Consider the following 22,748-nt stretch of genomic DNA (forward strand, 5'->3'; position numbering starts at 1 on the left):
AACGTATACCCGTATGCCCTACGGTGTGCGTTATAGTTATCCACGGCGAAATAAGCATATAAATGCTTAAGGGATCACGATGCAGAACGGCGCGATGAAGCCCTGGCTGGACTCTTCCTGGCTGGCGGGCGCAAACCAGTCCTACATAGAGCAGCTCTATGAAGACTTCTTAACCGATCCTGACTCTGTTGATGCGCACTGGCGCACCATGTTCCAGCAGTTACCTGGAACCGGAGCCAGACCGGATCAATTCCATTCAAAAACGCGTGATTATTTCCGTCGTCTGGCGAAGGATGCCTCACGTTACTCCACCGCAATCACTGACCCTGACACTGACGTTAAGCAAGTGAAAGTGCTGCAGCTGATTAACGCCTGGCGTTTCCGCGGTCATCAGGCTGCGAATCTCGATCCGCTCGGCCTGTGGAAGCAGGAGTCCGTGGCAGATCTCGATCCGGCTTTCCATAATCTGACCGATGAAGATCTTCAGCAAAGCTTCAACGTGGGATCTTTTGCCGGCGGCAAAGAAACCATGAAGCTTGCCGACCTGATTGACGCCCTGCAGCAGACTTACGGCGGCTCTATCGGCGCGGAATATATGCACATCACCAACACCGAAGAAAAACGCTGGATCCAGCAGCGCATTGAATCGGTGGTGGGCCAGTCTACCTTTACGCCGGACGAGAAAAAGCGCTTCCTGAGCGAACTGACCGCGGCGGAAGGCCTGGAGCGTTATTTAGGCGCTAAATTCCCGGGAGCTAAACGCTTCTCGCTGGAAGGCGGCGACGCGCTGGTGCCGATGCTTAAAGAGATGATTCGCCACGCGGGCAAGAGCGGCACGCGTGAAGTGGTGCTGGGTATGGCGCACCGCGGTCGTCTTAACGTCCTGATCAACGTTCTGGGCAAAAAGCCGCAGGATCTGTTCGACGAATTTGCCGGTAAACATAAAGAGCACCTCGGCACCGGCGACGTGAAGTACCATATGGGCTTCTCATCCGACGTGGAAACCGAAGGCGGCCTGGTTCACCTGGCGCTGGCGTTTAACCCGTCGCACCTTGAGATCGTCAGCCCGGTGGTTATCGGCTCCGTGCGCGCGCGCCTGGATCGTCTGGACAAACCAGGCAGCAACCAGGTTCTGCCGATCACCATCCACGGTGACGCCGCAGTAGCCGGGCAGGGCGTGGTTCAGGAAACGCTGAACATGTCTAAAGCTCGCGGCTATGAAGTGGGCGGTACGGTTCGCATCGTTATCAACAACCAGATTGGTTTCACCACCTCCAACCCGCTGGATGCTCGCTCCACGCCGTATTGTACCGATATCGGTAAGATGGTGATGGCGCCTATCTTCCACGTAAACGCGGATGACCCGGAAGCGGTGGCCTTTGTGACTCGCCTGGCGCTTGATTTCCGTAATACCTTCAAGCGCGACGTGTTTATTGACCTGGTTTGCTACCGCCGCCATGGTCATAACGAAGCTGATGAGCCAAGCGCAACTCAGCCGGTGATGTACCAGAAAATCAAAAAACATCCGACCCCGCGTAAAATTTACGCCGATAAGCTGGAGCAGGCCAAACTGGCAACGCTGGAAGATGCTACCGAAATGGTGAATCTGTACCGCGATGCGCTGGATGCAGGCGAGTGCGTAGTGAGCGAGTGGCGTCCGATGAATATGCACTCCTTTACCTGGTCGCCGTACCTCAACCACGAATGGGACGAAAGCTACCCGAACAAAGTTGAGATGAAACGCGTTCAGGAACTGGCTAAGCGCATCAGCACCGCGCCAGAATCCGTGGAGATGCAGTCTCGCGTAGCGAAAATCTACAGCGACCGTCAGGAAATGGCGAACGGCAACAAGCTGTTCGACTGGGGCGCTGCGGAAAACCTGGCCTATGCAACCCTGGTTGATGAAGGCGTGTCCGTCCGCCTGTCCGGTGAAGATGCCGGCCGTGGTACTTTCTTCCACCGCCATGCGGTTATCCATAACCAGACCAACGGCTCAACCTACATTCCGCTGGCCCACGTGCATAACAGCCAGGGCATCTTCAACGTATGGGACTCCGTGCTGTCTGAAGAAGCGGTGCTGGCATTCGAGTACGGCTACGCCACCGCAGAGCCGCGCACGCTGACCATCTGGGAAGCGCAGTTTGGTGACTTTGCCAACGGTGCTCAGGTTGTTATTGACCAGTTCATCAGCTCCGGCGAGCAGAAATGGGGGCGTATGTGCGGCCTGGTCATGCTGCTGCCGCACGGCTATGAAGGCCAGGGGCCGGAGCACTCCTCCGCTCGCCTGGAACGTTATCTCCAGCTTTGCGCCGAGCAGAACATGCAGGTTTGCGTGCCGTCTACTCCGGCTCAGGTGTATCACATGCTGCGTCGCCAGGCGCTGCGCGGGATGCGTCGTCCGCTGGTGGTGATGTCACCTAAGTCCCTGCTGCGCCATCCGCTGGCGGTTTCCACCCTCGATGAACTGGCCAACGGCGCCTTCCAGCCGGCAATTGGTGAGATTGATGAGCTGGATCCTAAAGCCGTAAAACGCGTGGTACTGTGTTCCGGTAAGGTTTACTACGACTTGCTCGAGCAGCGTCGTAAGAACGATCAGAAGGATGTGGCGATTGTGCGCATCGAGCAGCTCTATCCGTTCCCGCACCAGGCGGTGCAGGAAGCGCTGAAGCCGTTTGCTCATGTACATGATTTTGTCTGGTGCCAGGAAGAGCCTCTGAACCAGGGCGCCTGGTATTGCAGCCAGCACCACTTCCGCGAAGTGATTCCGTTTGGGTCCGGTCTGCGTTACGCAGGTCGCCCGGCCTCCGCCTCTCCGGCGGTAGGGTATATGTCCGTTCACCAGAAGCAACAGCAAGATCTGGTTAATGACGCGCTGAACGTCGAATAAATTAAAGGATAAATAATGAGTAGCGTAGATATTCTAGTTCCTGACCTGCCTGAGTCCGTAGCCGACGCGACAGTGGCAACCTGGCATAAAAAACCGGGCGACAGCGTCAAACGTGACGAAGTTCTGGTTGAAATCGAAACTGACAAAGTGGTGCTGGAAGTTCCTGCATCCGCAGACGGCGTGCTGGACTCAGTGCTGGAAGACGAAGGCACTACCGTTACCTCGCGTCAGATTCTGGGGCGTTTGCGTGAAGGCAACAGCGGCGGGAAAGAAACCTCTGCCAAAGCCGACAGCAAAGAGTCTACTCCGGCGCAGCGCCAGCAGGCTTCTCTGGAAGAGCAGAATAACGATGCCCTCAGCCCGGCAATTCGCCGCCTGATTGCAGAAAATGACCTCGACGCCAGCGCGATTAAAGGCAGCGGAGTGGGCGGGCGTATCACTCGCGAAGATGTAGAAAAACACCTGAGCGAAGCAAAAGCTAAACAGCCTGCGCCGGCTAAAGCGGCAGAAGCTGCTCCGGTTGCGCCGCTGGCCGGCCGCAGCGAAAAACGCGTTCCTATGACCCGCCTGCGCAAGCGCGTGGCCGAGCGTCTGCTGGAAGCGAAAAACTCCACCGCCATGCTCACGACCTTTAACGAAGTGAACATGAAGCCAATCATGGAACTGCGTAAGCAGTACGGTGAAGCTTTCGAAAAACGCCACGGCGTGCGTCTGGGCTTCATGTCCTTCTATATTAAAGCGGTTGTTGAAGCGCTGAAACGCTATCCGGAAGTGAATGCTTCCATCGATGGCGAAGACGTGGTTTACCACAACTACTTCGACGTGAGCATCGCGGTTTCTACTCCACGCGGCCTGGTTACGCCGGTGCTGAAAGATGTCGATACCCTCGGTATGGCCGACATTGAAAAACGCATCAAAGAACTGGCGGTGAAAGGCCGTGACGGCAAGCTGACCGTAGAAGAGCTGACCGGCGGTAACTTCACCATCACCAACGGCGGCGTGTTTGGCTCCCTGATGTCTACGCCAATCATCAACCCACCGCAGAGTGCGATTCTGGGCATGCACGCCATCAAAGACCGCCCAATGGCGGTTGACGGTAAAGTAGAGATCCTGCCAATGATGTATCTGGCGCTCTCTTACGACCACCGTCTGATTGATGGTCGCGAGTCCGTAGGTTATCTGGTAGCGATTAAAGATCTGCTGGAAGACCCAACTCGTCTGCTGCTGGACGTGTAGTCGATATAAGACTCTGGCGGGTGCTTTGGCGCCCGCCCCTACAACCAAATCTAACCTTACCCCGAGCGTTAATGCTCTTTATCTGGATGGATAGAACTCATGAACTTACACGAATATCAGGCGAAACAGCTGTTTGCTCGGTATGGTTTACCGGCACCCGTCGGTTACGCCTGTTCCACACCGCGCGAAGCGGAAGAAGCCGCTTCTAAAATTGGCTCGGGCCCGTGGGTGGTGAAATGTCAGGTTCATGCCGGTGGCCGCGGTAAAGCGGGCGGCGTGAAAGTGGTTAACAGCAAAGAAGATATCCGTGCTTTCGCCGAGCACTGGCTGGGCAAACGCCTGGTGACCTACCAAACTGACGCGACCGGCCAGCCGGTACACCAGATTCTGGTTGAAGCCGCGACCGACATCGACAAAGAGCTGTATCTTGGCGCAGTCGTTGACCGTAGCTCCCGTCGCGTAGTCTTTATGGCTTCTACCGAAGGCGGCGTGGAAATCGAGAAAGTTGCCGAAGAAACTCCGCACCTGATCCACAAAGTAGCTTTGGATCCGCTGGCTGGGCCAATGCCTTACCAGGGACGTGAGCTGGCGTTCAAACTGGGTCTGGAAGGCAAACAGGTTCAGCAGTTCACCAAAATTTTCATGGGCCTGGCGGCTATTTTCCTTGAGCGCGACCTGGCGCTTATCGAAATCAACCCGCTGGTTATCACTAAGCAGGGCGACCTTATTTGCCTCGACGGCAAACTGGGTGCTGACGGCAACGCGCTGTTCCGCCAGCCTGACCTGCGTGAAATGCGCGACCAGTCTCAGGAAGACCCGCGTGAAGCTCAGGCTGCCCAGTGGGAGCTGAACTATGTTGCTCTCGACGGCAACATCGGCTGCATGGTTAACGGCGCTGGCCTGGCAATGGGCACCATGGACATCGTTAAGCTGCACGGCGGCGAACCGGCTAACTTCCTTGACGTTGGCGGCGGTGCGACCAAAGAGCGCGTAACCGAAGCGTTCAAAATCATTCTGTCAGACGACAAAGTGAAAGCCGTTCTGGTTAACATCTTCGGCGGCATCGTACGTTGCGACCTGATTGCTGACGGCATCATCGGCGCGGTAGCCGAAGTGGGTGTTAGCGTCCCGGTAGTGGTACGTCTGGAAGGTAACAACGCCGAGCTGGGCGCTAAAAAGCTGGCGGATAGCGGCCTGAATATTATTGCAGCAAAAAGTCTGACCGACGCAGCACAGCAGGTTGTTGCTGCCGTGGAGGGGAAATAATGTCCATTTTGATCGATAAAAACACCAAGGTAATTTGCCAGGGCTTCACCGGCAGCCAGGGGACTTTCCACTCTGAACAGGCGATTGCCTACGGCACGCAGATGGTTGGCGGCGTAACGCCGGGCAAAGGCGGCACCACTCATCTGGGCCTGCCGGTGTTCAATACCGTGCGTGAAGCAGTAGAAGCTACCGGCGCAACTGCCACCGTTATTTACGTTCCGGCTCCGTTCTGTAAAGACTCGATTCTGGAAGCTATCGACGCGGGTATTAAGCTGATTATTACCATCACCGAAGGCATCCCGACCCTGGATATGCTGACCGTGAAGGTAAAACTGGACGAAGCTGGCGTGCGCATGATCGGGCCTAACTGCCCGGGCGTTATCACCCCAGGGGAATGCAAAATCGGTATCATGCCGGGCCACATTCACCTGCCGGGCAAAGTGGGTATCGTTTCCCGTTCCGGCACGCTGACCTATGAAGCGGTTAAGCAAACTACCGATATCGGTCTGGGCCAGTCTACCTGCGTAGGTATCGGCGGCGACCCAATCCCTGGCTCTAACTTCATCGACATTCTGAAGATGTTCCAGGAAGACCCGAAAACCGAAGCCATCGTGATGATCGGTGAGATTGGCGGGAGCGCTGAAGAAGAAGCCGCCGCTTACATCAAAGAGCACGTAACCAAACCGGTTGTTGGCTACATCGCTGGCGTAACCGCGCCAAAAGGCAAGCGTATGGGCCATGCTGGCGCCATCATCGCGGGTGGTAAGGGGACGGCGGATGAGAAATTCGCAGCTCTGGAAGCCGCTGGCGTGAAAACAGTACGCAGCCTTGCCGATATCGGCGAAGCGCTGAAAACGATTCTGCCGCAGTAAGCAGATGCCCCCGCGCAAGCGGGGGAAACAGTAATAATAAGTGTTCGACATGGTTGGCCGCCCTGGGGTGGCCTTTTTTTATGTTTTCTCTTTGGCCAGTTCGGGCCCGTTATCGATATTCCGCGTTTTTATCCTGTTCTATTCAGAAACAATAATTGTTTCCATCCGCGATATTTACTCTCTGTAACCTTATAAAAAATAATGCTTTGTTAATTTAATTTATATCAAAAGTGAAATATTTGTGAATATTAAACGGTAAGGCCAATAAGCGGCGAAATAATGTGAGCTAAATAACGTTTGGTATCTTAAGACGTAGCGGGAGGGAAATTTAAGTTTTACGCGTTAATATCCGCTGTATGTTGATAATAAGCGCCTTTATTTTAACGCCAAGCGAAGCGATGGAACATATCGTTAACAACAAATTTACGATTAATTCTCTCTTGAAAAATAATTAACATTGTCAGCGTAAATTGTGTTGGATCAATGTTTAAAGCTGGCATTGAAGGGTATAAAAGAGCAAAATTGCTGTAGATCAAACTGGCCGAATAACTGTGTTTTAGCTATAAATTGATCGCCATCGTAAAACGTAAAAAACATTAAGCAAGGACCTATTTATTGTAAGGGAATTGCAGGGTAATATAATTACGGGTTATTTTTGATTTTATTAACGTGTTTGTAACCTTTCACCTTTTGATTTCACATTTGAATAAAGTGGGCGAAAAAAAGGGACTGGAAGCGAATGTATTTGTATTAGGGCATGCTTGTGGATTTGCCTCCCGGCGAACCACAGTCGAAGTCTTCATGCGAAGAGCAAGGAGTCAAGATGTTTGATATTGTCGAACTGTCGCGCTTACAGTTTGCCTTGACCGCGATGTACCACTTCCTGTTTGTGCCATTAACGCTCGGTATGGCGTTTTTGCTGGCCATTATGGAAACGGTCTACGTTCTGTCAGGTAAGCAGATTTATAAAGATATGACCAAATTCTGGGGCAAGTTGTTTGCAATCAACTTTGCTCTGGGGGTAGCCACCGGTCTGACCATGGAGTTCCAGTTCGGGACTAACTGGTCTTACTATTCTCACTATGTGGGTGACATCTTCGGTGCGCCTCTGGCCATTGAAGGCCTGATGGCATTCTTCCTCGAGTCCACCTTCGTTGGTCTGTTCTTCTTTGGCTGGGATCGCCTCGGCAAAGTTCAACATATGGCGGTCACCTGGCTGGTGGCGCTTGGCTCCAACCTCTCTGCATTGTGGATTCTGGTCGCTAACGGCTGGATGCAAAACCCAATCGCTTCCGACTTCAACTTCGAAACCATGCGTATGGAGATGGTCAGCTTCGCCGAGCTGGTTCTGAACCCGGTTGCGCAGGTTAAATTCGTTCACACCGTTGCTTCCGGCTACGTGTGCGGCGCGATGTTTGTTCTCGGTATCAGCTCTTACTACATGCTCAAAGGCCGCGACTTCGCTTTTGCGAAGCGTTCATTCGCCATTGCAGCAAGTTTCGGTATGGCTGCCATCCTTTCCGTTATCGTGCTGGGTGATGAGTCCGGCTATGAAATGGGCGACGTGCAGAAAACCAAACTGGCGGCTATTGAAGCCGAGTGGGAAACTCAGCCTGCACCGGCTGCTTTCACGCTGTTTGGTATCCCTGACCAGGATAAACAAGAAAACCGCTTCGCTATCCAGATCCCTTACGCGCTGGGCCTTATCGCCACCCGCTCTGTTGATAAGCAGGTCACAGGCCTGAAAGAGCTGATGGTGCAGCATGAAGAGCGTATCCGTAACGGGATGAAGGCCTACAGCTTGCTTGAGCAACTGCGTAAAGGCTCAACCGATCAGAGCGTGCGCGATAACTTCAACGATGTGAAGAAAGACCTCGGCTACGGCCTGCTGCTGAAGCGCTATACGGAAAACGTCACCGACGCGACCGAAGAGCAGATTCAGAAAGCGACCAAAGACTCTATTCCTCGCGTTGCACCGCTGTATTTCGCGTTCCGTATCATGGTGGGCTGCGGCTTCCTGATGCTGTTCATTATTGCGGTGTCCTTCTGGACCGTCACCCGCAACGCTATCGGCTCTAAAAAATGGCTGCTGCGCGCCGCGCTGTACGGTATTCCGCTGCCGTGGATTGCTATCGAGTCCGGCTGGTTTGTTGCAGAGTACGGCCGTCAGCCGTGGGCGGTAGGTGAAGTGCTGCCAACCGCGGTGGCAAACTCCTCGCTGAGCGTTGGCGACCTGCTGTTCTCCATGATACTGATTTGCGGTCTTTACACGCTGTTTATGGTGGCGGAGCTGTTCCTGATGTTCAAATTCGCTCGCCTTGGGCCGAGCAGCCTGAAAACAGGACGCTATCACTTTGAGCAGTCCAACGTGGCTTCTCAGCCGGCACGCTAAGACAGGAGTCGTCAAATGATTGATTATGAAGTATTGCGTTTTATCTGGTGGCTGCTGGTCGGCGTACTGCTGATTGGCTTCGCCGTCACCGACGGCTTCGACATGGGCGTGGGCATGCTGTCACGCGTTATTGGTCGTACCGATGTTGAGCGCCGCATTATGGTTAACTCCATTGCTCCGCACTGGGACGGTAACCAGGTATGGCTGATAACCGCAGGCGGCGCGCTGTTTGCCGCCTGGCCAATGGTCTACGCTGCGGCCTTCTCCGGCTTCTATGTGGCGATGATTCTGGTGCTGGCCTCCTTGTTCTTCCGTCCGGTCGGTTTTGACTACCGCTCCAAGATTGAAGATACCCGCTGGCGCAACATGTGGGACTGGGGCATTTTCATCGGTAGCTTCGTGCCGCCGCTGGTGATTGGCGTGGCGTTCGGTAACCTGCTTCAGGGCGTACCGTTCCACATCGACGAATATCTGCGTCTTTACTACACCGGCAACTTCTTCCAACTGCTGAACCCGTTTGGCCTGCTGGCAGGCGTGGTGAGCGTGTCGATGATTGTTGCTCAGGGTGCGACCTACTTGCAGATGCGTACCGTGGGTGAACTGCACCTGCGTGCCAAAGGTGCTGCTCAAATTGCCGCTCTGGTAATGATGGTTTGCTTCGCTCTGGCGGGCGTATGGGTTATTTACGGTATTGACGGTTACGTGGTGACTTCTGCCCTTAACCATCATGCGGCTTCTAACCCGCTGACCAAAGAAGTGGCTCGTGAGGCTGGCGCATGGCTGGTTAACTTCAACAATATGCCAGCGCTGTGGGCTATCCCTGTACTGGGCGTGGTGTTGCCGCTGCTGACTATTTTGATGTCGCGCATCGAGAAGGGCGCTCTGGCGTTCATCTTCTCCTCGCTGACGCTTGCCTGTGTGATCCTGACCGCCGGTATTGCTATGTTCCCATTCGTGATGCCTTCGAGCACCATGATGAACGCTAGCCTGACCATGTGGGATGCGACCTCCAGCCAGCTGACGCTGAATGTGATGACCTATGTTGCTATCGTGTTCGTGCCTATCATTCTTCTCTACACCACATGGTGTTACTGGAAAATGTTTGGCCGTATCACCAAAGAGCACATTGAAAGCAACTCCACCTCTCTGTATTAATTAAGGAGCTGATTATGTGGTACTTTGCATGGATTCTGGGCACGCTTCTGGCTTGTGCATTCGGGATTATTACCGCGCTGGCTCTCGAGCACGTTGAGGCGAGCAAAGCCGGTAAAGAAGAACACTGATGGAACAAGTTATCGCGAAGCTCTACGCGGTAATGGATAAGAGCCCCTTGCGGGCTCTTTCCTTAGTGATGGCGCTGGTGCTGGCGGGCTGCATTTTCTGGGACCCGTCTCGTTTTGCCGCAAAAACGAGCGAGCTGGCTATCTGGCACGGCTTTCTGCTGATGTGGGGCGTCTGTGCAGGCGTCATTCACGGCGTTGGCTTCCGCCCGAATAAGGTTTTCTGGCAGGGAATTTTCTGCCCGTTAATTGCTGATTTAGTGCTCATCGCCGGCCTGCTATTTTTCTTCTTCTGAAGGCTGGCGCACCTCCTCCGGACGCCGTAAAAATTATGGGCTTTAACAAGCCCATAAAAATTTACGCAACGTTTAAAACAACCCATTCCAAACCCTCATCCTCTTGCGTATAGTAGCAACGTTTAATTGCATTACCGGGATGTAAAGTGAGTACAACGCTGTTTCGATGGCCGGTTCGTGTCTACTACGAAGACACCGATGCCGGTGGTGTGGTTTACCACGCCAGTTATGTTGCTTTTTATGAAAGAGCACGCACTGAGATGCTGCGCCAGCACCACTTTAACCAGCATTCCCTGTTGGCGGAGCGTGTCGCCTTTGTCGTACGCAGGATGACGATTGATTATCTTGCGCCTGCCCGACTCGACGATTTACTCGAAATCCAAAGTGAAGTTACATCGATGCGCGGCACTTCAATGGTGTTTACGCAGCGAATAGTCAACGCTGAAAATCAGTTACTTAATCAAGCTGAAGTGCTGATTGTTTGTGTTGATCCACACCTAATGAAGCCTCGTGCGCTTCCCAAGTCTATTGTCGCGGAGTTCAAGCAGTGACTGACATGAATATCCTTGATTTGTTCCTGAAGGCAAGCCTTCTGGTCAAATTTATCATGTTGATTTTGATTGGTTTTTCCATAGCATCATGGGCAATCATCATTCAGCGAACGCGTATTCTCAATGCCGCTGGACGTGAAGCAGAGGCGTTTGAAGATAAATTCTGGTCCGGTATCGAGCTGTCTCGCCTGTATCAGGAGAGCCAGGGCCGCCGCGACAGCCTGAGCGGCTCCGAGCAGATCTTCTATTCCGGCTTTAAAGAGTTCGCCAGGCTGCATCGCGCAAATACTCATGCGCCTGAGGCAGTCGTAGAAGGCGCGTCTCGTGCGATGCGTATTTCTATGAGCCGCGAACTGGAAACCCTGGAAACCCACATTCCTTTCCTTGGCACCGTCGGTTCCATCAGCCCGTATATCGGCCTGTTTGGTACGGTGTGGGGGATTATGCATGCGTTTATCGCCCTTGGTGCGGTGAAGCAGGCAACGTTGCAGATGGTTGCGCCGGGTATTGCTGAAGCGCTGATTGCAACCGCGATTGGTCTGTTTGCCGCTATCCCGGCAGTTATGGCGTACAACCGCCTCAACCAACGTGTGAACAAACTGGAATTGAATTACGACAACTTCATGGAAGAGTTCACGGCTATCCTGCACCGTCAGGCTTTCACCAGCAGCGAAAAGCAGTAAGGGGTAAGTCATGGCCAGACGTGGACGTGGTCGTCGTGAGCTAAAGTCAGAAATTAACATCGTTCCTCTGCTGGACGTGCTGCTGGTGCTGTTGCTTATCTTTATGGCAACGGCGCCAATCATCACCCAGAGCGTGGAGGTGGATCTGCCGGATGCGACAGATTCCCAGACCGTGAGCAGTAACGATGAGCCGCCGGTCATTATTGAAGTGTCCGGGGTAGGGCAGTACAGCGTGGTGGTTGAGAAAGATCGTATGGATCAGTTGCCGTCAGAGCAGGTTGTTGCGGAAGCGCAGCGCCGTTTGCAGGCGAATCCAAAAACGGTCTTCCTGATAGGCGGTGCTAAAGATGTTCCATATGATGAGATAATCAAAGCGCTGAATCTGTTGCATCAGGCGGGTGTGAAATCCGTCGGTTTGATGACGCAGCCAATCTGATCCATCTCGCTTAAAACGTTTGGGAACCGATAGTGTCAAAGGCAACCGAAGAAAACGCTAAGTTAAAACGAGCGATCGTCGTTTCAGTGGTGCTGCATATCATTTTGATAGGCATCCTGATCTGGAGCTCGTTTGATGAGCACATTGATGCATCCGCGGGTGGTGGCGGTGGTTCCTCTATTGACGCGGTGATGGTTGACCCGGGTGCGGTAGTGGAAAACTACAATCGCCAACAGCAGCAGCAGGCGAGCAGCAAACGTGCGGCCGAGCAGCGCGAGAAACAGGCGCAGCAGCAGGCCGAAGAACTCCAGGAAAAACAGGCTGCAGAACAGCAGCGTCTGAAAGAGCTGGAGAAAGAGCGTTTAACTGCTCAGGAGCAGGCGAAACAGCAGGCTGAACAGCAGAAACAGGCTGAAGCAGCGGCGAAGCAGGCTCAGGAGCAGCAGAAGCAGGCGGAAGCCGCCGCGGCGAAGGCTAAAGCAGATGCAAAAGCTCAGGCTGATGCACAGGCGAAAGCACAAGCTGATGCGCAGGCAAAAGCTGCGGAAGAAGCGGCGAAGAAAGCGGCCGCCGACGCCCAGAAGAAAGCCACTGAAGAAGCCGCTAAGAAAGCCGCTGACGCAGAGAAAAAAGCCGCCGCAGAAGCCGCAGCCGCAGCGAAAAAAGCTCAGCAGGACGCTGAGAAAAAAGCCGCAGAGGCTGCCGCGAAGAAAGCCGCACAGGACGCCGAGAAAAAAGCTGCCGCTGAGGCCGCAAAACAGGCCGCAGCCGAGAAAGCGGAAGCGGCTAAACAGGCTGCTGCAGAAAAAGCAGCGGCTGAAAAGGCTGCCGAGAAAGCCGCCGCCGACAAAGCTGCCGCAGCGAAAGCCGCAGCAGATAAGAAAGCGGCAGCGGACGCGAAGAAAAAGGCTGCTGCTGAGAAAGCGGCTTCTGACAAAGCCGCCGCGCAGGGTGTTGACGACTTGTTCGGTGATTTGAGCTCAGGTAAGAATGCACCGAAAACCGGCGGCGGGGCGAAAGGTAATACCGCAGCCGCTGCCGGAAAAGGGAATAATAAAAACAACGGCGCAACGGGGGCTGAAATTAGCGGCTATGCGGGTCAAATAAAGGCGGCGATCGAGAGTAAGTTCTACAACGATCCTTCGTTTGCCGGTAAGACCTGTTCACTGCGCGTCAAGCTGGCGCCAGATGGACTGCTGCTGGATATCAAATCCGAAGGTGGCGATCCGGCCCTTTGCCAGGCTGCCATTGCGGCAGCGCGTCTGGCTAAGATTCCGAAGCCGCCGAGTGAAGCCGTTTATGAAGTCTTTAAGAACGCACCGATCGACTTTAAGCCTTAACGCGGTTTTCCCCGCCACGGCGGGGAAAGCACACTAAGCTGAGTTACAGGGTTTTGGTAGTTTTGTGTATTTGGGTTTGTTAACATTCTGCTAAATTATCGTGGGCTTTCCGCCTGGATAAGGGAGATATGATGAAGCAGGCATTTCGTGTAGCGTTAAGTTTCTTAATGCTGTGGGCAGCGGTGCTGCACGCAGAAGTTCGTATTGAAATCACCCAGGGCGTGGACTCAGCGCGCCCAATTGGCGTGGTACCGTTTACCTGGGCTGGCCCGGGTGCGGCGCCTGAAGATATCGGCGGGATTGTTTCCGCTGACCTGCGCAACAGCGGTAAATTCAATCCGCTGGATCGTTCTCGTCTGCCACAGCAGCCGGGTTCTGCTCAGGAAGTTCAGCCTGCGGCGTGGACCGCGCTGGGCATCGATGCGGTGGTTGTTGGCCAGGTTACCCCGAACGGTGACGGAAGCTACACCGTGGCTTACCAGCTGGTTGATACCTCTGGCGCACCGGGCACCGTTCTGGCTCAGAACTCCTATAAAGTGAACAAGCAGTGGCTGCGCTATGCAGGCCATACCGCCAGCGATGAAGTGTTTGAAAAGCTGACCGGTATTAAAGGCGCATTCCGCACCCGTATCGCTTACGTTGTTCAGACCAACGGCGGCCAGTTCCCGTATGAACTGCGCGTCTCTGATTACGATGGCTACAACCAGTTTGTGGTTCACCGTTCTCCGCAGCCACTGATGTCTCCGGCATGGTCTCCGGACGGCAGCAAACTGGCTTATGTGACCTTCGAAAGCGGTCGCTCTGCGCTGGTTGTTCAGACGCTGGCGAACGGCGCGGTGCGTCAGATTGCCTCCTTCCCTCAGCACAACGGCGCTCCGGCATTCTCTCCGGACGGTTCTAAGCTTGCGTTCGCGCTCTCTAAAACCGGTAGCCTGCAGCTGTACGTGATGGACCTGGCCTCGGGTCAGATTCGTCAGGTAACCGAAGGTCGCAGCAACAATACGGAGCCAACCTGGTTCCCGGACAACCAAACTCTGGCCTACACCTCAGACCAGGCCGGTCGTCCACAGATTTATAAAGTCGGTATTAATGGCGGTGCTCCACAACGTCTCTCCTGGGAAGGTTCTCAGAACCAGGATGGGGATGTCAGCACCGACGGTAAGTTTATGGTGATGGTCAGCTCCGCTAGCGGTCAGCAGCACATCGCCAAACAGGATCTGGTAGCGGGTGGCGTAACAACTTTATCGTCAACGTTCCTGGATGAAACGCCAAGTCTGGCACCTAACGGCACTATGGTAATCTACAGCTCTTCTCAGGGGATGGGATCCGTGCTGAATTTGGTTTCAACAGATGGGCGTTTCAAAGCGCGTCTTCCGGCAACTGATGGACAGGTCAAATTCCCTGCCTGGTCGCCGTATCTGTGATAACAATATTGATTATTAAAGGATCAAAGAAATGCAACTGAACAAAGTGCTGAAAGGGCTGATGATTGCTCTGCCGGTTATGGCTATCGCGGCGTGTTCTTCTAACAAGAGCGCCAACAATGGTCAGAGCGGTGAAGGTATGCTGGGTGCCGGCACTGGTATGGACGCTAACGGCCACGGCAACATGTCTTCTGAAGAGCAGGCTCGTCTGCAGATGCAACAGCTGCAGCAGAACAACATCGTTTACTTCGGTCTGGACAAATACGATGTTAGCTCTGAATTCGCTGCAATGCTGGATGCTCACGCTAACTTCCTGCGTAGCAACCCGTCTTACAAAGTGACCGTAGAAGGTCATGCGGATGAGCGCGGTACCCCAGAGTACAACATCGCACTGGGCGAACGTCGTGCTAACGCTGTTAAAATGTACCTGCAAGGTAAAGGCGTTTCTGCAGACCAGATCTCCATCGTTTCTTACGGTAAAGAAAAACCTGCAGTACTGGGTCATGACGAAGCGGCTTACGCTAAAAACCGTCGTGCCGTACTGGTTTACTAAGAGAATCGCATGAGCAGTAACTTCAGACATCACTTGTTGAGTCTGTCGTTACTGGTTGGCATAGCGGCCCCCTGGGCCGCTAATGCTCAGGCGCCAATCAGTAGTGTCGGCTCAGGCTCGGTCGAAGACCGCGTCACCCAACTCGAGCGTATTTCTAACGCTCACAGTCAACTTTTAACCCAACTCCAGCAGCAACTCTCCGATAACCAGAATGATATTGACTCCCTGCGCGGTCAGATTCAGGAAAGCCAGTATCAGCTTAATCAGGTTGTGGAGCGTCAAAAGCAAATTCTGCTGCAGATGAATGAAGCCAGCAGCGCTGGCGCGGGTAACACGCAACAGCCTGCGGCAGATGGCTCTCAGGGCGCAGCAGCGGCCACGCCGGATGCAGGAGCTTCTACGGCTGCTCCTGCGGCTCCGGTGCAGGGCGGCGACGCCAACAGCGATTACAATGCGGCTATCGCTCTGGTGCAGGATAAATCGCGCCAGGACGACGCTATCAGCGCCTTTCAGAACTTTGTGAAGAAGTATCCTGATTCAACCTATCAGCCGAACGCTAATTACTGGCTCGGTCAGTTGAATTACAACAAAGGGAAAAAGGATGATGCGGCGTTTTATTTTGCCTCCGTGGTGAAAAATTACCCGAAATCACCGAAGGCGCCGGATGCGATGTTTAAAGTCGGCGTGATCATGCAGGACAAAGGCGACGTTGCAAAAGCGAAAGCTGTGTACCAGCAGGTCGTTAAACAGTACCCGGGTAGTGAAGGCGCAAAGCAGGCTCAAAAACGCCTGAATGCCCAATAATGCGTGCGGCCTGACCAGATATCGTCGTTTTTCTGGTCTTGCCGTGCGAAACATAAGCAGTTGATCGATCTGCATCAAAATTATTGTTGCGTCAAAATCTTAAATCAGTAATATATGCCGCCGTTGCCAAGGGATACGAAACAAACCGAAAGTGACGCAAAAGTGGGTCGTTAGCTCAGTTGGTAGAGCAGTTGACTTTTAATCAATTGGTCGCAGGTTCGAATCCTGCACGACCCACCACTTTAAAGTAATAAGCTGTAGTCAGGCGTGAAGGGTTCGAACCTGCAGCAGGTTTGAGTTGAGCGAAAGCGAAACAACGTTGCTTAGCAACGGCCCGAAGGGTGAAGTCATCCTGCACGACCCACAACTTTAAAGTAAAGCAGTAAAAGAAGTTTGCAGTAACCGCACAGCGGGTCGTTAGCTCAGTTGGTAGAGCAGTTGACTTTTAATCAATTGGTCGCAGGTTCGAATCCTGCACGACCCACCATCTTTTAAGATGAATGTTGTGAGTGAATCGTGAAGGGTTTGAACCTGCAGCAGGTTCGAGTTGAGCGAAAGCGAAACAACGTTGCTTTAGCAACGGCCCGAAGGGTGAAATCATCCTGCACGACCCACCATCTTTTAAGATGAATGTTGTGAAAGCAGATTGCAGTAACCGCACACCGCGGGTCGTTAGCTCAGTTGGTAGAGCAGTTGACTTTTAATCAATTGGTCGCAGGTTCGAATCCTGCACGACCCACCAATGTAGAAAGGCGCCCTAAAGGCGCCTTTTTGCTATTTGTAATTCGTGTTGGGTTCGAACCTGCCGCAGGTTCGACAAAATTGTCGGGAACAATTTTGCATCATCGCTTGCGGTGACCCGCAGGGTGAGTCTCAGGATGAGACGAGTGCATCCTGCACAATCTTCCCACCAATGTAGAAAGGCGCCCTAAAGGCGCCTTTTTCTATTTGCAATTCGTGTGGGTTCGAACCTGCCGCAGGTTCGACAAAATTGTCGGGAACAATTTTGCATCATCGCTTGCGGTGACCCGCAGGGTGAGTCTCAGGATGAGACGAGTGCATCCTGCACAATCTTCCCACCAATGTAGAAAGGCGCCCTAAAGGCGCCTTTTTGCTATTTGAGATTCGGGCAGCATGAGAACCTGCCGCAGGCTGTAATCCAAAAAAAACGAACATCCCCGCAGGCCCGAAAAATCATTTTGCATCTCTCCCCGACCATCGAGCAATAATCCACGACATCTTTTTCAAAATTCGCTATCTTGTTTAGCATACAAAACAATGCTGGCCAATTATCGCGTGAATTACTCCTTTAAGGCCGGTTTGGTTAAGTCAGTAAAACGAGAAAGCATGATGAGCGTAATGTTTGACCCGGAAACCGCGATTTATCCGTTCCCTCCAAAACCGGTTCCGCTAAGCGTGGACGAAAAGCAATTTTATCGTGAAAAAATCAAGCGCCTGCTTAAAGAGCGTGATGCGGTAATGGTGGCGCACTACTACACCGACCCGGAAATTCAGGCGCTGGCGGAAGAGACCGGGGGCTGCATCTCTGACTCGCTGGAAATGGCTCGCTTCGGCGCTAACCATCCGGCATCGACTTTGCTGGTCGCCGGGGTTCGTTTTATGGGCGAAACGGCAAAAATCCTGAGCCCGGAAAAAACCATATTGATGCCCACGCTTCATGCTGAATGCTCGCTGGATCTTGGCTGCCCCATCGATGCGTTTAACGAGTTTTGCGACAAGCATCCTGACAGAACAGTCGTAGTCTATACTAATACCTCCGCGGCGGTAAAAGCGCGGGCTGATTGGGTGGTTACCTCCAGCATTGCCGTTGAATTAATTGAGCATCTCGACAGCCTGGGCGAGAAAATTATCTGGGCACCGGACCGCCATCTGGGGAACTACGTTCAGAAACAGACCGGAGCAGACGTGTTGTGCTGGCAAGGTGCCTGCATCGTCCATGATGAATTTAAAACCCAGGCGCTGGCGCGCATGAAGGCGCTATACCCTGATGCCGCGGTGCTGGTACACCCTGAATCTCCGCAGGCGGTGGTCGATATGGCCGATGCGGTAGGTTCGACAAGCCAGCTTATCAATGCGGCTAAAACGCTGCCGCATCAGCAGCTTATTGTGGCGACGGATCGCGGAATTTTTTATAAAATGCAGCAGGCGTGCCCGGATAAAGAATTACTGGAAGCGCCGACGGCGGGGGAAGGCGCAACCTGCCGCAGCTGTGCTCATTGCCCGTGGATGGCCATGAACGGGCTTAAAGCGATTGCAGAGGGGTTGGAGCAGGGCGGAGCCGCTCACACGATAGAAGTTGATGCCGCGCTTCGTGAAGGCGCTCTGGTGCCGCTGAATCGCATGCTCGACTTTGCGGCAGAACTGCGTCGTACGGTAAAAGGCAACGCGTAAATAGATTACGCTCTGGGGAATACATGGATTTTTTAAGCACGCAGAACATTCTGGTACACATCCCCATCGGGGCGGGTGGGTATGACTTATCATGGATTGAAGCCGTGGGTACGCTGGCCGGTTTGCTGTGTATCTGGCTTGCCAGCCTTGAAAAGATTGCTAACTACGCCTTCGGGTTAATTAACGTCACGCTGTTTGCCATCATTTTTTTCCAGATCCAGCTTTACGCCAGCCTGCTGTTGCAGCTGTTCTTTTTCGTCGCCAATCTCTACGGCTGGTACGCCTGGTCGCGGCAAAGCAGCAACAACCAGGCGCTGTTGCAGATTCGCTGGCTGCCGCTGCCTAAGGCGATTGCGTGGCTGGTGATAATCATCGCGGCCATCGGGCTGATGACGATATTTATCGATCCTGTGTTTGCTTTCCTGACCAAAATAGCCGTCACGGCGATGCAAAGTATCGGGCTTAACGTCAGCCAGCCTGAATTGCAGCCGGATGCTTACCCGTTCTGGGATTCCAGCATGATGGTGTTGTCGATTGTGGCGATGATCCTGATGACGCGCAAATACGTTGAAAACTGGCTGCTGTGGACGGTCATCAACATTATCAGCGTGGTTATCTTTGCGCTCCAGGGCGTGTACGCGATGTCGCTGGAATATTTACTTCTGACATTTATCGCGTTAAACGGCAGCCGCATGTGGATCAAAAGCGCGCGGCAGTATGGCTCGCGCGCGCTTTCTTAATCAGTGGTGATGATGAGCATGACCGGTTGAATGGTCGTGCTCATTTAAATCGCAATTCGGCCCGTGGCAGGGCTGATACTCCATTTGCACCGTAGCGTGCTCAATTTGATATTCGTGCGCCAGAAAATGGTGAATGCTCTCCAGCAAAGCGTCGTGATCGTGAGGCGGGATAACCTGTACGTGCAGGGTCATTAGCGGCTTTTCGCCCACCAGCCAAATATGAACGTGATGCACATTTCTCACCTCCGGTATTGAGCGGGAAAGATTTCGCTTCAGGGCGGCAATGTCGATGCTGACCGGCGCACCTTCCAGCAGTTCGTTCACGCTCTCCTTCAGCAGGCTCCAGGCGCTACGTAACACAAGGCATGAAACCAGCACCGAGAGAATCGGGTCGATAGGTGTCCAGCCCGTCCAGAGGATGACGACTGCGGCAACGATAGCGCCGACCGACCCGAGAAGATCGCCCAGAACATGCAACGCTGCTGCCCGCACGTTGAGGTTCTTTTCGTCACTTCCCCGGTGCAATATCCAAAAAGAGAACAGGTTTGCCAGCAACCCCGCTACGGCAATAATCAGCATTGCCCAGCCGGCGATTGGCTGAGGGTCAGAGAAGCGCTGAATCGCTTCCCAGACAATTAAAATGGTAATCAACACCAGAGCGATAGCATTCACAAATGCGGCAAGCGTGGTGAGCCTCAGCCAGCCAAAGGTATGGCGCGCGTTCGGCGGGCGGCGGGCAAAATGAACGGCCAGCAGCGCAAACAGCAGCGCCGCCGCATCGGTGAGCATATGTCCCGCATCGGCCAGCAGGGCCAGGGAACCGGAAAGCAGGCCGCCAATGACTTCGGCGACCATAAACACCGCCGTGACTAAAAAAGCCAGCAGCAGGCGTTTAGCATTATTATCGGAAGGAGCGTGCTGATGTGAATGCGCCATGATTTCTCACAATATTGAGCAACAGTGAGTTAATTATAAGCACATCCTGGCATCAACCGATTGATAAAAAGAGAGTCATTACGACCCTCTTTTATCGGGAGGAAGGATTACTGAGACGTGCCATCAACTTTGGTATTGACGTCGTTCCCGCTGCCGGTTTCAACTTTTTTGTTGGTATCCGGGCAGCGTCCATCTTTGCACATAGAGTTTTTATGCACTTCGCTTTTGCTCATCTCGTGATGAGAGCTGTTGATGTGGCTGTTTTTCACGCCGTTTGGTGCCACATTTTGCTGCGCATCCGGAGCAACCTGGCCTGCTTCTGCGGAGGCGTTTGCCTGGCCATTATTGGCCCCGGAAGTGGAGTCAGCTGCAAATGCCGCCCCGCTACCCAGCGCAAGGGTTGCTGTCAGTAGAAGTGTGGTTAATTTTTTCATTACGATGCTCCTGTTCTGGTCGTTATTGCTGGATAACTTCTTCCAACAGTGCAATGGCAAATGCTGAAAGATCTCGCTTCAGCAGTGGATTGTCCAGCCGCCAATCTTCACGTTAGTGTTCAATATTGAAAATTTAACATTTTTCAGCGTTAACAGTTGGAAAGTGTAGTGCTTCAGCGGGTTTTCACCATGTTTAAGCTGTTTTTTACCCGTTTTCAGGATTAATCTGTGAGAAGTGTAAAAGCCCGTTTACACTTGTGGTTATGCGAGTTAGATTGAAAGGATTGCAACGAAGAAAAATATCAGGATGACCCCGGAACTATCATGAATTATCAGAACGATGACTTAAGAATCAAAGAGATAAACGAGCTTCTTCCCCCTGTAGCGCTGCTGGAAAAATTCCCCGCCACCGAAAAAGCCGCCCATACTGTCTCTCAGGCACGTAAGGCAATCCATAAAATCCTCAAAGGCAGCGACGATCGCCTGCTGGTGGTGATTGGGCCTTGTTCAATTCACGATGTTAAAGCGGCGAAAGAGTATGGCACGCGCCTGCTTGCGCTGCGTGAAGAACTCCAGGGTGAACTGGAAGTGGTGATGCGGGTTTATTTTGAAAAACCGCGCACCACCGTAGGCTGGAAGGGGCTGATTAACGATCCCCACATGGATAGCAGCTACCAGATTAACGATGGCCTGCGTATTGCGCGCAAGCTGCTGCTCGATATCAACGACTCCGGCCTGCCTGCGGCGGGTGAGTTTCTTGATATGATAACCCCGCAGTATCTGGCCGACCTGATGAGCTGGGGCGCAATCGGCGCTCGTACCACTGAGTCTCAGGTACACCGCGAGCTGGCCTCCGGTCTTTCCTGCCCGGTTGGCTTCAAAAACGGCACCGACGGCACGATTAAAGTCGCTATTGACGCCATCAATGCTGCGGGTGCGCCGCACTGCTTCCTCTCCGTGACCAAATGGGGTCACTCTGCGATTGTGAACACCAGCGGTAACGGCGACTGCCACATTATTCTGCGCGGCGGCAAAGAGCCTAACTACAGCGCAAAACACGTGGAAGAAGTGAAAGCCGGTCTGGCTAAAGCTGGCCTTGAAGCGCAGGTAATGATCGATTTCAGCCACGCCAATAGCAGCAAGCAGTTCAAGAAGCAGATGGAAGTTTCTGAAGATGTCTGCGCTCAGGTTGCGGGCGGCGAGAAGGCGATTATCGGCGTAATGATTGAAAGCCATCTGGTGGAAGGTAACCAGAATCTTGAGAGCGGTGAGCCGCTGGTCTACGGCAAGAGCGTGACCGACGCCTGCATCGGCTGGGAAGATACCGAAGTTGCTCTGCGTCAGCTGGCTGCGGCGGTGAAAGCACGTCGCGGTTGAACCCTGACTTATAGCCAATAAAAAAGGCGTGGTTTCTACCACGCCTTTTTTGATCGGTTGCGAATTACTTCGCTTTACCCTGGTTTGCTACCGCGGCGGCTTTGGCTGCGATTTCGTCAGCGTTGCCCAGGTAGTAACGTTTCAGCGGCTTGAAGTTTTCGTCGAACTCGTACACCAGCGGCACGCCGGTTGGGATGTTCAGCTCGAGGATCTCGTCTTCGCTCAGGTTATCCAGATATTTCACCAGCGCACGCAGGGAGTTACCGTGAGCAGCAACGATTACGCGCTCGCCGGATATCATGCGTGGCAGAATAGATTCGTTCCAGAACGGGGTTACGCGATCGATGGTCAGCGCCAGGCTTTCGGTAGTTGGCAGCTCTTTGTCGCTCAGGCTTGCGTAACGTGGATCGTGGCCCGGGAAACGCTCGTCGTCTTTAGACAGTTCTGGCGGAGTAATCGCGAAGCCGCGACGCCACTGTTTAACCTGCTCGTCACCGTATTTTTCAGCGGTTTCAGCTTTGTTCAGACCCTGCAGGGCACCGTAGTGACGCTCGTTCAGTTTCCAGGATTTCTCAACCGGGAGCCAGGCCTGGTCCAGTTCATCGAGGATGTTCCAGAGAGTGTGGATGGCACGTTTCAGCACTGAAGTGTAAGCGAAGTCAAAAGCGAAGCCTTCTTCCTTCAGCAGCTGACCCGCAGCCTTGGCTTCAGTACGACCTTTATCAGACAAGTCAACATCATACCAACCGGTGAAGCGGTTTTCGTTGTTCCACTGACTTTCGCCGTGGCGCACCAGAACCAGCTTAGTAACTGCCATAATTTACTCCTT

General features: G+C 53.4%; 21 protein-coding genes, 3 tRNA genes and 2 other RNA genes. 23 read left to right on the forward strand and 3 right to left on the reverse strand.

Going from position 1 to position 22,748, the window contains the following annotated elements; genetic code table 11:
* Nucleotides 1-79 precede the first annotated feature (79 nt).
* From sucA to pnuC, 22 genes are all read left to right on the forward strand, one after another.
* Nucleotides 80-2,887, forward strand: coding sequence for a 2-oxoglutarate dehydrogenase E1 component (gene sucA, locus HMPREF0201_RS05010; RefSeq protein WP_016535409.1), 2,808 nt, complete (start codon nt 80-82; stop codon nt 2,885-2,887).
* 15 nt (nt 2,888-2,902) lie between these two features.
* A complete protein-coding gene (gene odhB / locus HMPREF0201_RS05015; protein WP_016535410.1) occupies nt 2,903-4,123 on the forward strand; it encodes a 2-oxoglutarate dehydrogenase complex dihydrolipoyllysine-residue succinyltransferase in 1,221 nt (406 codons plus the stop codon).
* Between the two features lie 99 nt (nt 4,124-4,222).
* Nucleotides 4,223-5,389, forward strand: a complete 1,167-nt coding sequence (gene sucC, locus HMPREF0201_RS05020) for an ADP-forming succinate--CoA ligase subunit beta (RefSeq protein WP_016535411.1) — start codon at nt 4,223-4,225, stop codon at nt 5,387-5,389.
* On the forward strand, nt 5,389-6,261 hold the full coding sequence (gene sucD / locus HMPREF0201_RS05025; protein ID WP_016535412.1) for a succinate--CoA ligase subunit alpha: 873 nt from the start codon (nt 5,389-5,391) through the stop codon (nt 6,259-6,261). The genes sucC and sucD overlap by 1 nt, the downstream gene beginning before the upstream one ends.
* An 823-nt stretch (nt 6,262-7,084) precedes the next feature.
* Complete coding sequence (cydA, locus tag HMPREF0201_RS05030) at nt 7,085-8,653, forward strand: cytochrome ubiquinol oxidase subunit I (RefSeq protein ID WP_039898004.1); 1,569 nt, start codon at nt 7,085-7,087, stop codon at nt 8,651-8,653.
* A 15-nt stretch (nt 8,654-8,668) separates the two neighbouring features.
* On the forward strand, nt 8,669-9,808 hold the full coding sequence (gene cydB, locus HMPREF0201_RS05035; protein ID WP_016535415.1) for a cytochrome d ubiquinol oxidase subunit II: 1,140 nt from the start codon (nt 8,669-8,671) through the stop codon (nt 9,806-9,808).
* Between the two features lie 14 nt (nt 9,809-9,822).
* Nucleotides 9,823-9,936 carry a cytochrome bd-I oxidase subunit CydX gene (gene cydX, locus HMPREF0201_RS05040; RefSeq protein WP_008456153.1) on the forward strand — a complete coding sequence of 38 codons (114 nt, stop codon included), beginning with the start codon at nt 9,823-9,825 and terminating at the stop codon, nt 9,934-9,936.
* Nucleotides 9,936-10,229, forward strand: coding sequence for a cyd operon protein YbgE (gene ybgE / locus HMPREF0201_RS05045; protein ID WP_016535416.1), 294 nt, complete (start codon nt 9,936-9,938; stop codon nt 10,227-10,229). The genes cydX and ybgE overlap by 1 nt, the downstream gene beginning before the upstream one ends.
* Before the next feature lie 146 nt (nt 10,230-10,375).
* Entirely contained in the window at nt 10,376-10,780 is a 405-nt protein-coding gene (ybgC, locus tag HMPREF0201_RS05050; protein WP_039898005.1) for a tol-pal system-associated acyl-CoA thioesterase, read from the forward strand.
* Nucleotides 10,777-11,463, forward strand: a complete 687-nt coding sequence (gene tolQ / locus HMPREF0201_RS05055; RefSeq protein ID WP_071704076.1) for a Tol-Pal system protein TolQ — start codon at nt 10,777-10,779, stop codon at nt 11,461-11,463. Before ybgC ends, tolQ begins: the two co-directional genes overlap by 4 nt.
* A gap of 10 nt (nt 11,464-11,473) precedes the next feature.
* Nucleotides 11,474-11,899 (forward strand): colicin uptake protein TolR, encoded by a 426-nt coding sequence (gene tolR / locus HMPREF0201_RS05060; protein WP_008456166.1) that lies wholly within the window; start codon nt 11,474-11,476, stop codon nt 11,897-11,899.
* A 32-nt stretch (nt 11,900-11,931) separates the two neighbouring features.
* A complete protein-coding gene (gene tolA / locus HMPREF0201_RS05065; protein WP_016535419.1) occupies nt 11,932-13,239 on the forward strand; it encodes a cell envelope integrity protein TolA in 1,308 nt (435 codons plus the stop codon).
* A 131-nt stretch (nt 13,240-13,370) separates the two neighbouring features.
* On the forward strand, nt 13,371-14,663 hold the full coding sequence (tolB, locus tag HMPREF0201_RS05070; protein ID WP_039898006.1) for a Tol-Pal system beta propeller repeat protein TolB: 1,293 nt from the start codon (nt 13,371-13,373) through the stop codon (nt 14,661-14,663).
* Between the two features lie 31 nt (nt 14,664-14,694).
* Complete coding sequence (pal, locus tag HMPREF0201_RS05075) at nt 14,695-15,216, forward strand: peptidoglycan-associated lipoprotein Pal (protein WP_008456172.1); 522 nt, start codon at nt 14,695-14,697, stop codon at nt 15,214-15,216.
* A gap of 9 nt (nt 15,217-15,225) precedes the next feature.
* On the forward strand, nt 15,226-16,020 hold the full coding sequence (gene cpoB, locus HMPREF0201_RS05080; RefSeq protein ID WP_016535421.1) for a cell division protein CpoB: 795 nt from the start codon (nt 15,226-15,228) through the stop codon (nt 16,018-16,020).
* 164 nt (nt 16,021-16,184) lie between these two features.
* Nucleotides 16,185-16,260, forward strand: a tRNA-Lys gene (locus tag HMPREF0201_RS05085).
* Between the two features lie 13 nt (nt 16,261-16,273).
* Nucleotides 16,274-16,387: non-coding RNA, RtT sRNA (locus HMPREF0201_RS22380), on the forward strand.
* Nucleotides 16,388-16,431: 44 nt separating this feature from the next.
* Nucleotides 16,432-16,507: transfer RNA gene (locus tag HMPREF0201_RS05090), tRNA-Lys, on the forward strand.
* A 15-nt stretch (nt 16,508-16,522) separates the two neighbouring features.
* Nucleotides 16,523-16,637, forward strand: a non-coding RNA gene (locus HMPREF0201_RS22385) — RtT sRNA.
* Between the two features lie 49 nt (nt 16,638-16,686).
* Nucleotides 16,687-16,762, forward strand: a tRNA-Lys gene (locus tag HMPREF0201_RS05095).
* Between the two features lie 608 nt (nt 16,763-17,370).
* Nucleotides 17,371-18,432: a quinolinate synthase NadA gene (gene nadA / locus HMPREF0201_RS05100; protein ID WP_039898007.1), complete on the forward strand. Its 1,062-nt coding sequence runs from the start codon at nt 17,371-17,373 to the stop codon at nt 18,430-18,432.
* A gap of 23 nt (nt 18,433-18,455) precedes the next feature.
* Nucleotides 18,456-19,172, forward strand: a complete 717-nt coding sequence (gene pnuC, locus HMPREF0201_RS05105; protein WP_016535423.1) for a nicotinamide riboside transporter PnuC — start codon at nt 18,456-18,458, stop codon at nt 19,170-19,172.
* Here the strand turns inward: pnuC and zitB are convergent, their stop codons facing one another.
* Both zitB and HMPREF0201_RS05115 read right to left on the reverse strand, forming a co-directional pair.
* Entirely contained in the window at nt 19,173-20,108 is a 936-nt protein-coding gene (zitB, locus tag HMPREF0201_RS05110; protein ID WP_016535424.1) for a CDF family zinc transporter ZitB, read from the reverse strand.
* Nucleotides 20,109-20,215: 107 nt separating this feature from the next.
* Nucleotides 20,216-20,548, reverse strand: coding sequence for a YbgS-like family protein (locus tag HMPREF0201_RS05115; RefSeq protein ID WP_039899151.1), 333 nt, complete (start codon nt 20,546-20,548; stop codon nt 20,216-20,218).
* Between the two features lie 318 nt (nt 20,549-20,866).
* On the opposite strand from HMPREF0201_RS05115, the gene aroG reads away from it, so the two are divergent.
* Nucleotides 20,867-21,919 (forward strand): 3-deoxy-7-phosphoheptulonate synthase AroG, encoded by a 1,053-nt coding sequence (gene aroG, locus HMPREF0201_RS05120; RefSeq protein WP_016535426.1) that lies wholly within the window; start codon nt 20,867-20,869, stop codon nt 21,917-21,919.
* 64 nt (nt 21,920-21,983) lie between these two features.
* Here aroG and gpmA read toward each other — a convergent pair whose 3' ends face one another.
* Nucleotides 21,984-22,736 (reverse strand): 2,3-diphosphoglycerate-dependent phosphoglycerate mutase, encoded by a 753-nt coding sequence (gene gpmA / locus HMPREF0201_RS05125; RefSeq protein WP_016535427.1) that lies wholly within the window; start codon nt 22,734-22,736, stop codon nt 21,984-21,986.
* Nucleotides 22,737-22,748: the final 12 nt, after the last annotated feature.

It is taken from the genome of Cedecea davisae DSM 4568, assembly GCF_000412335.2.
GTDB lineage: Bacteria > Pseudomonadota > Gammaproteobacteria > Enterobacterales > Enterobacteriaceae > Cedecea > Cedecea davisae.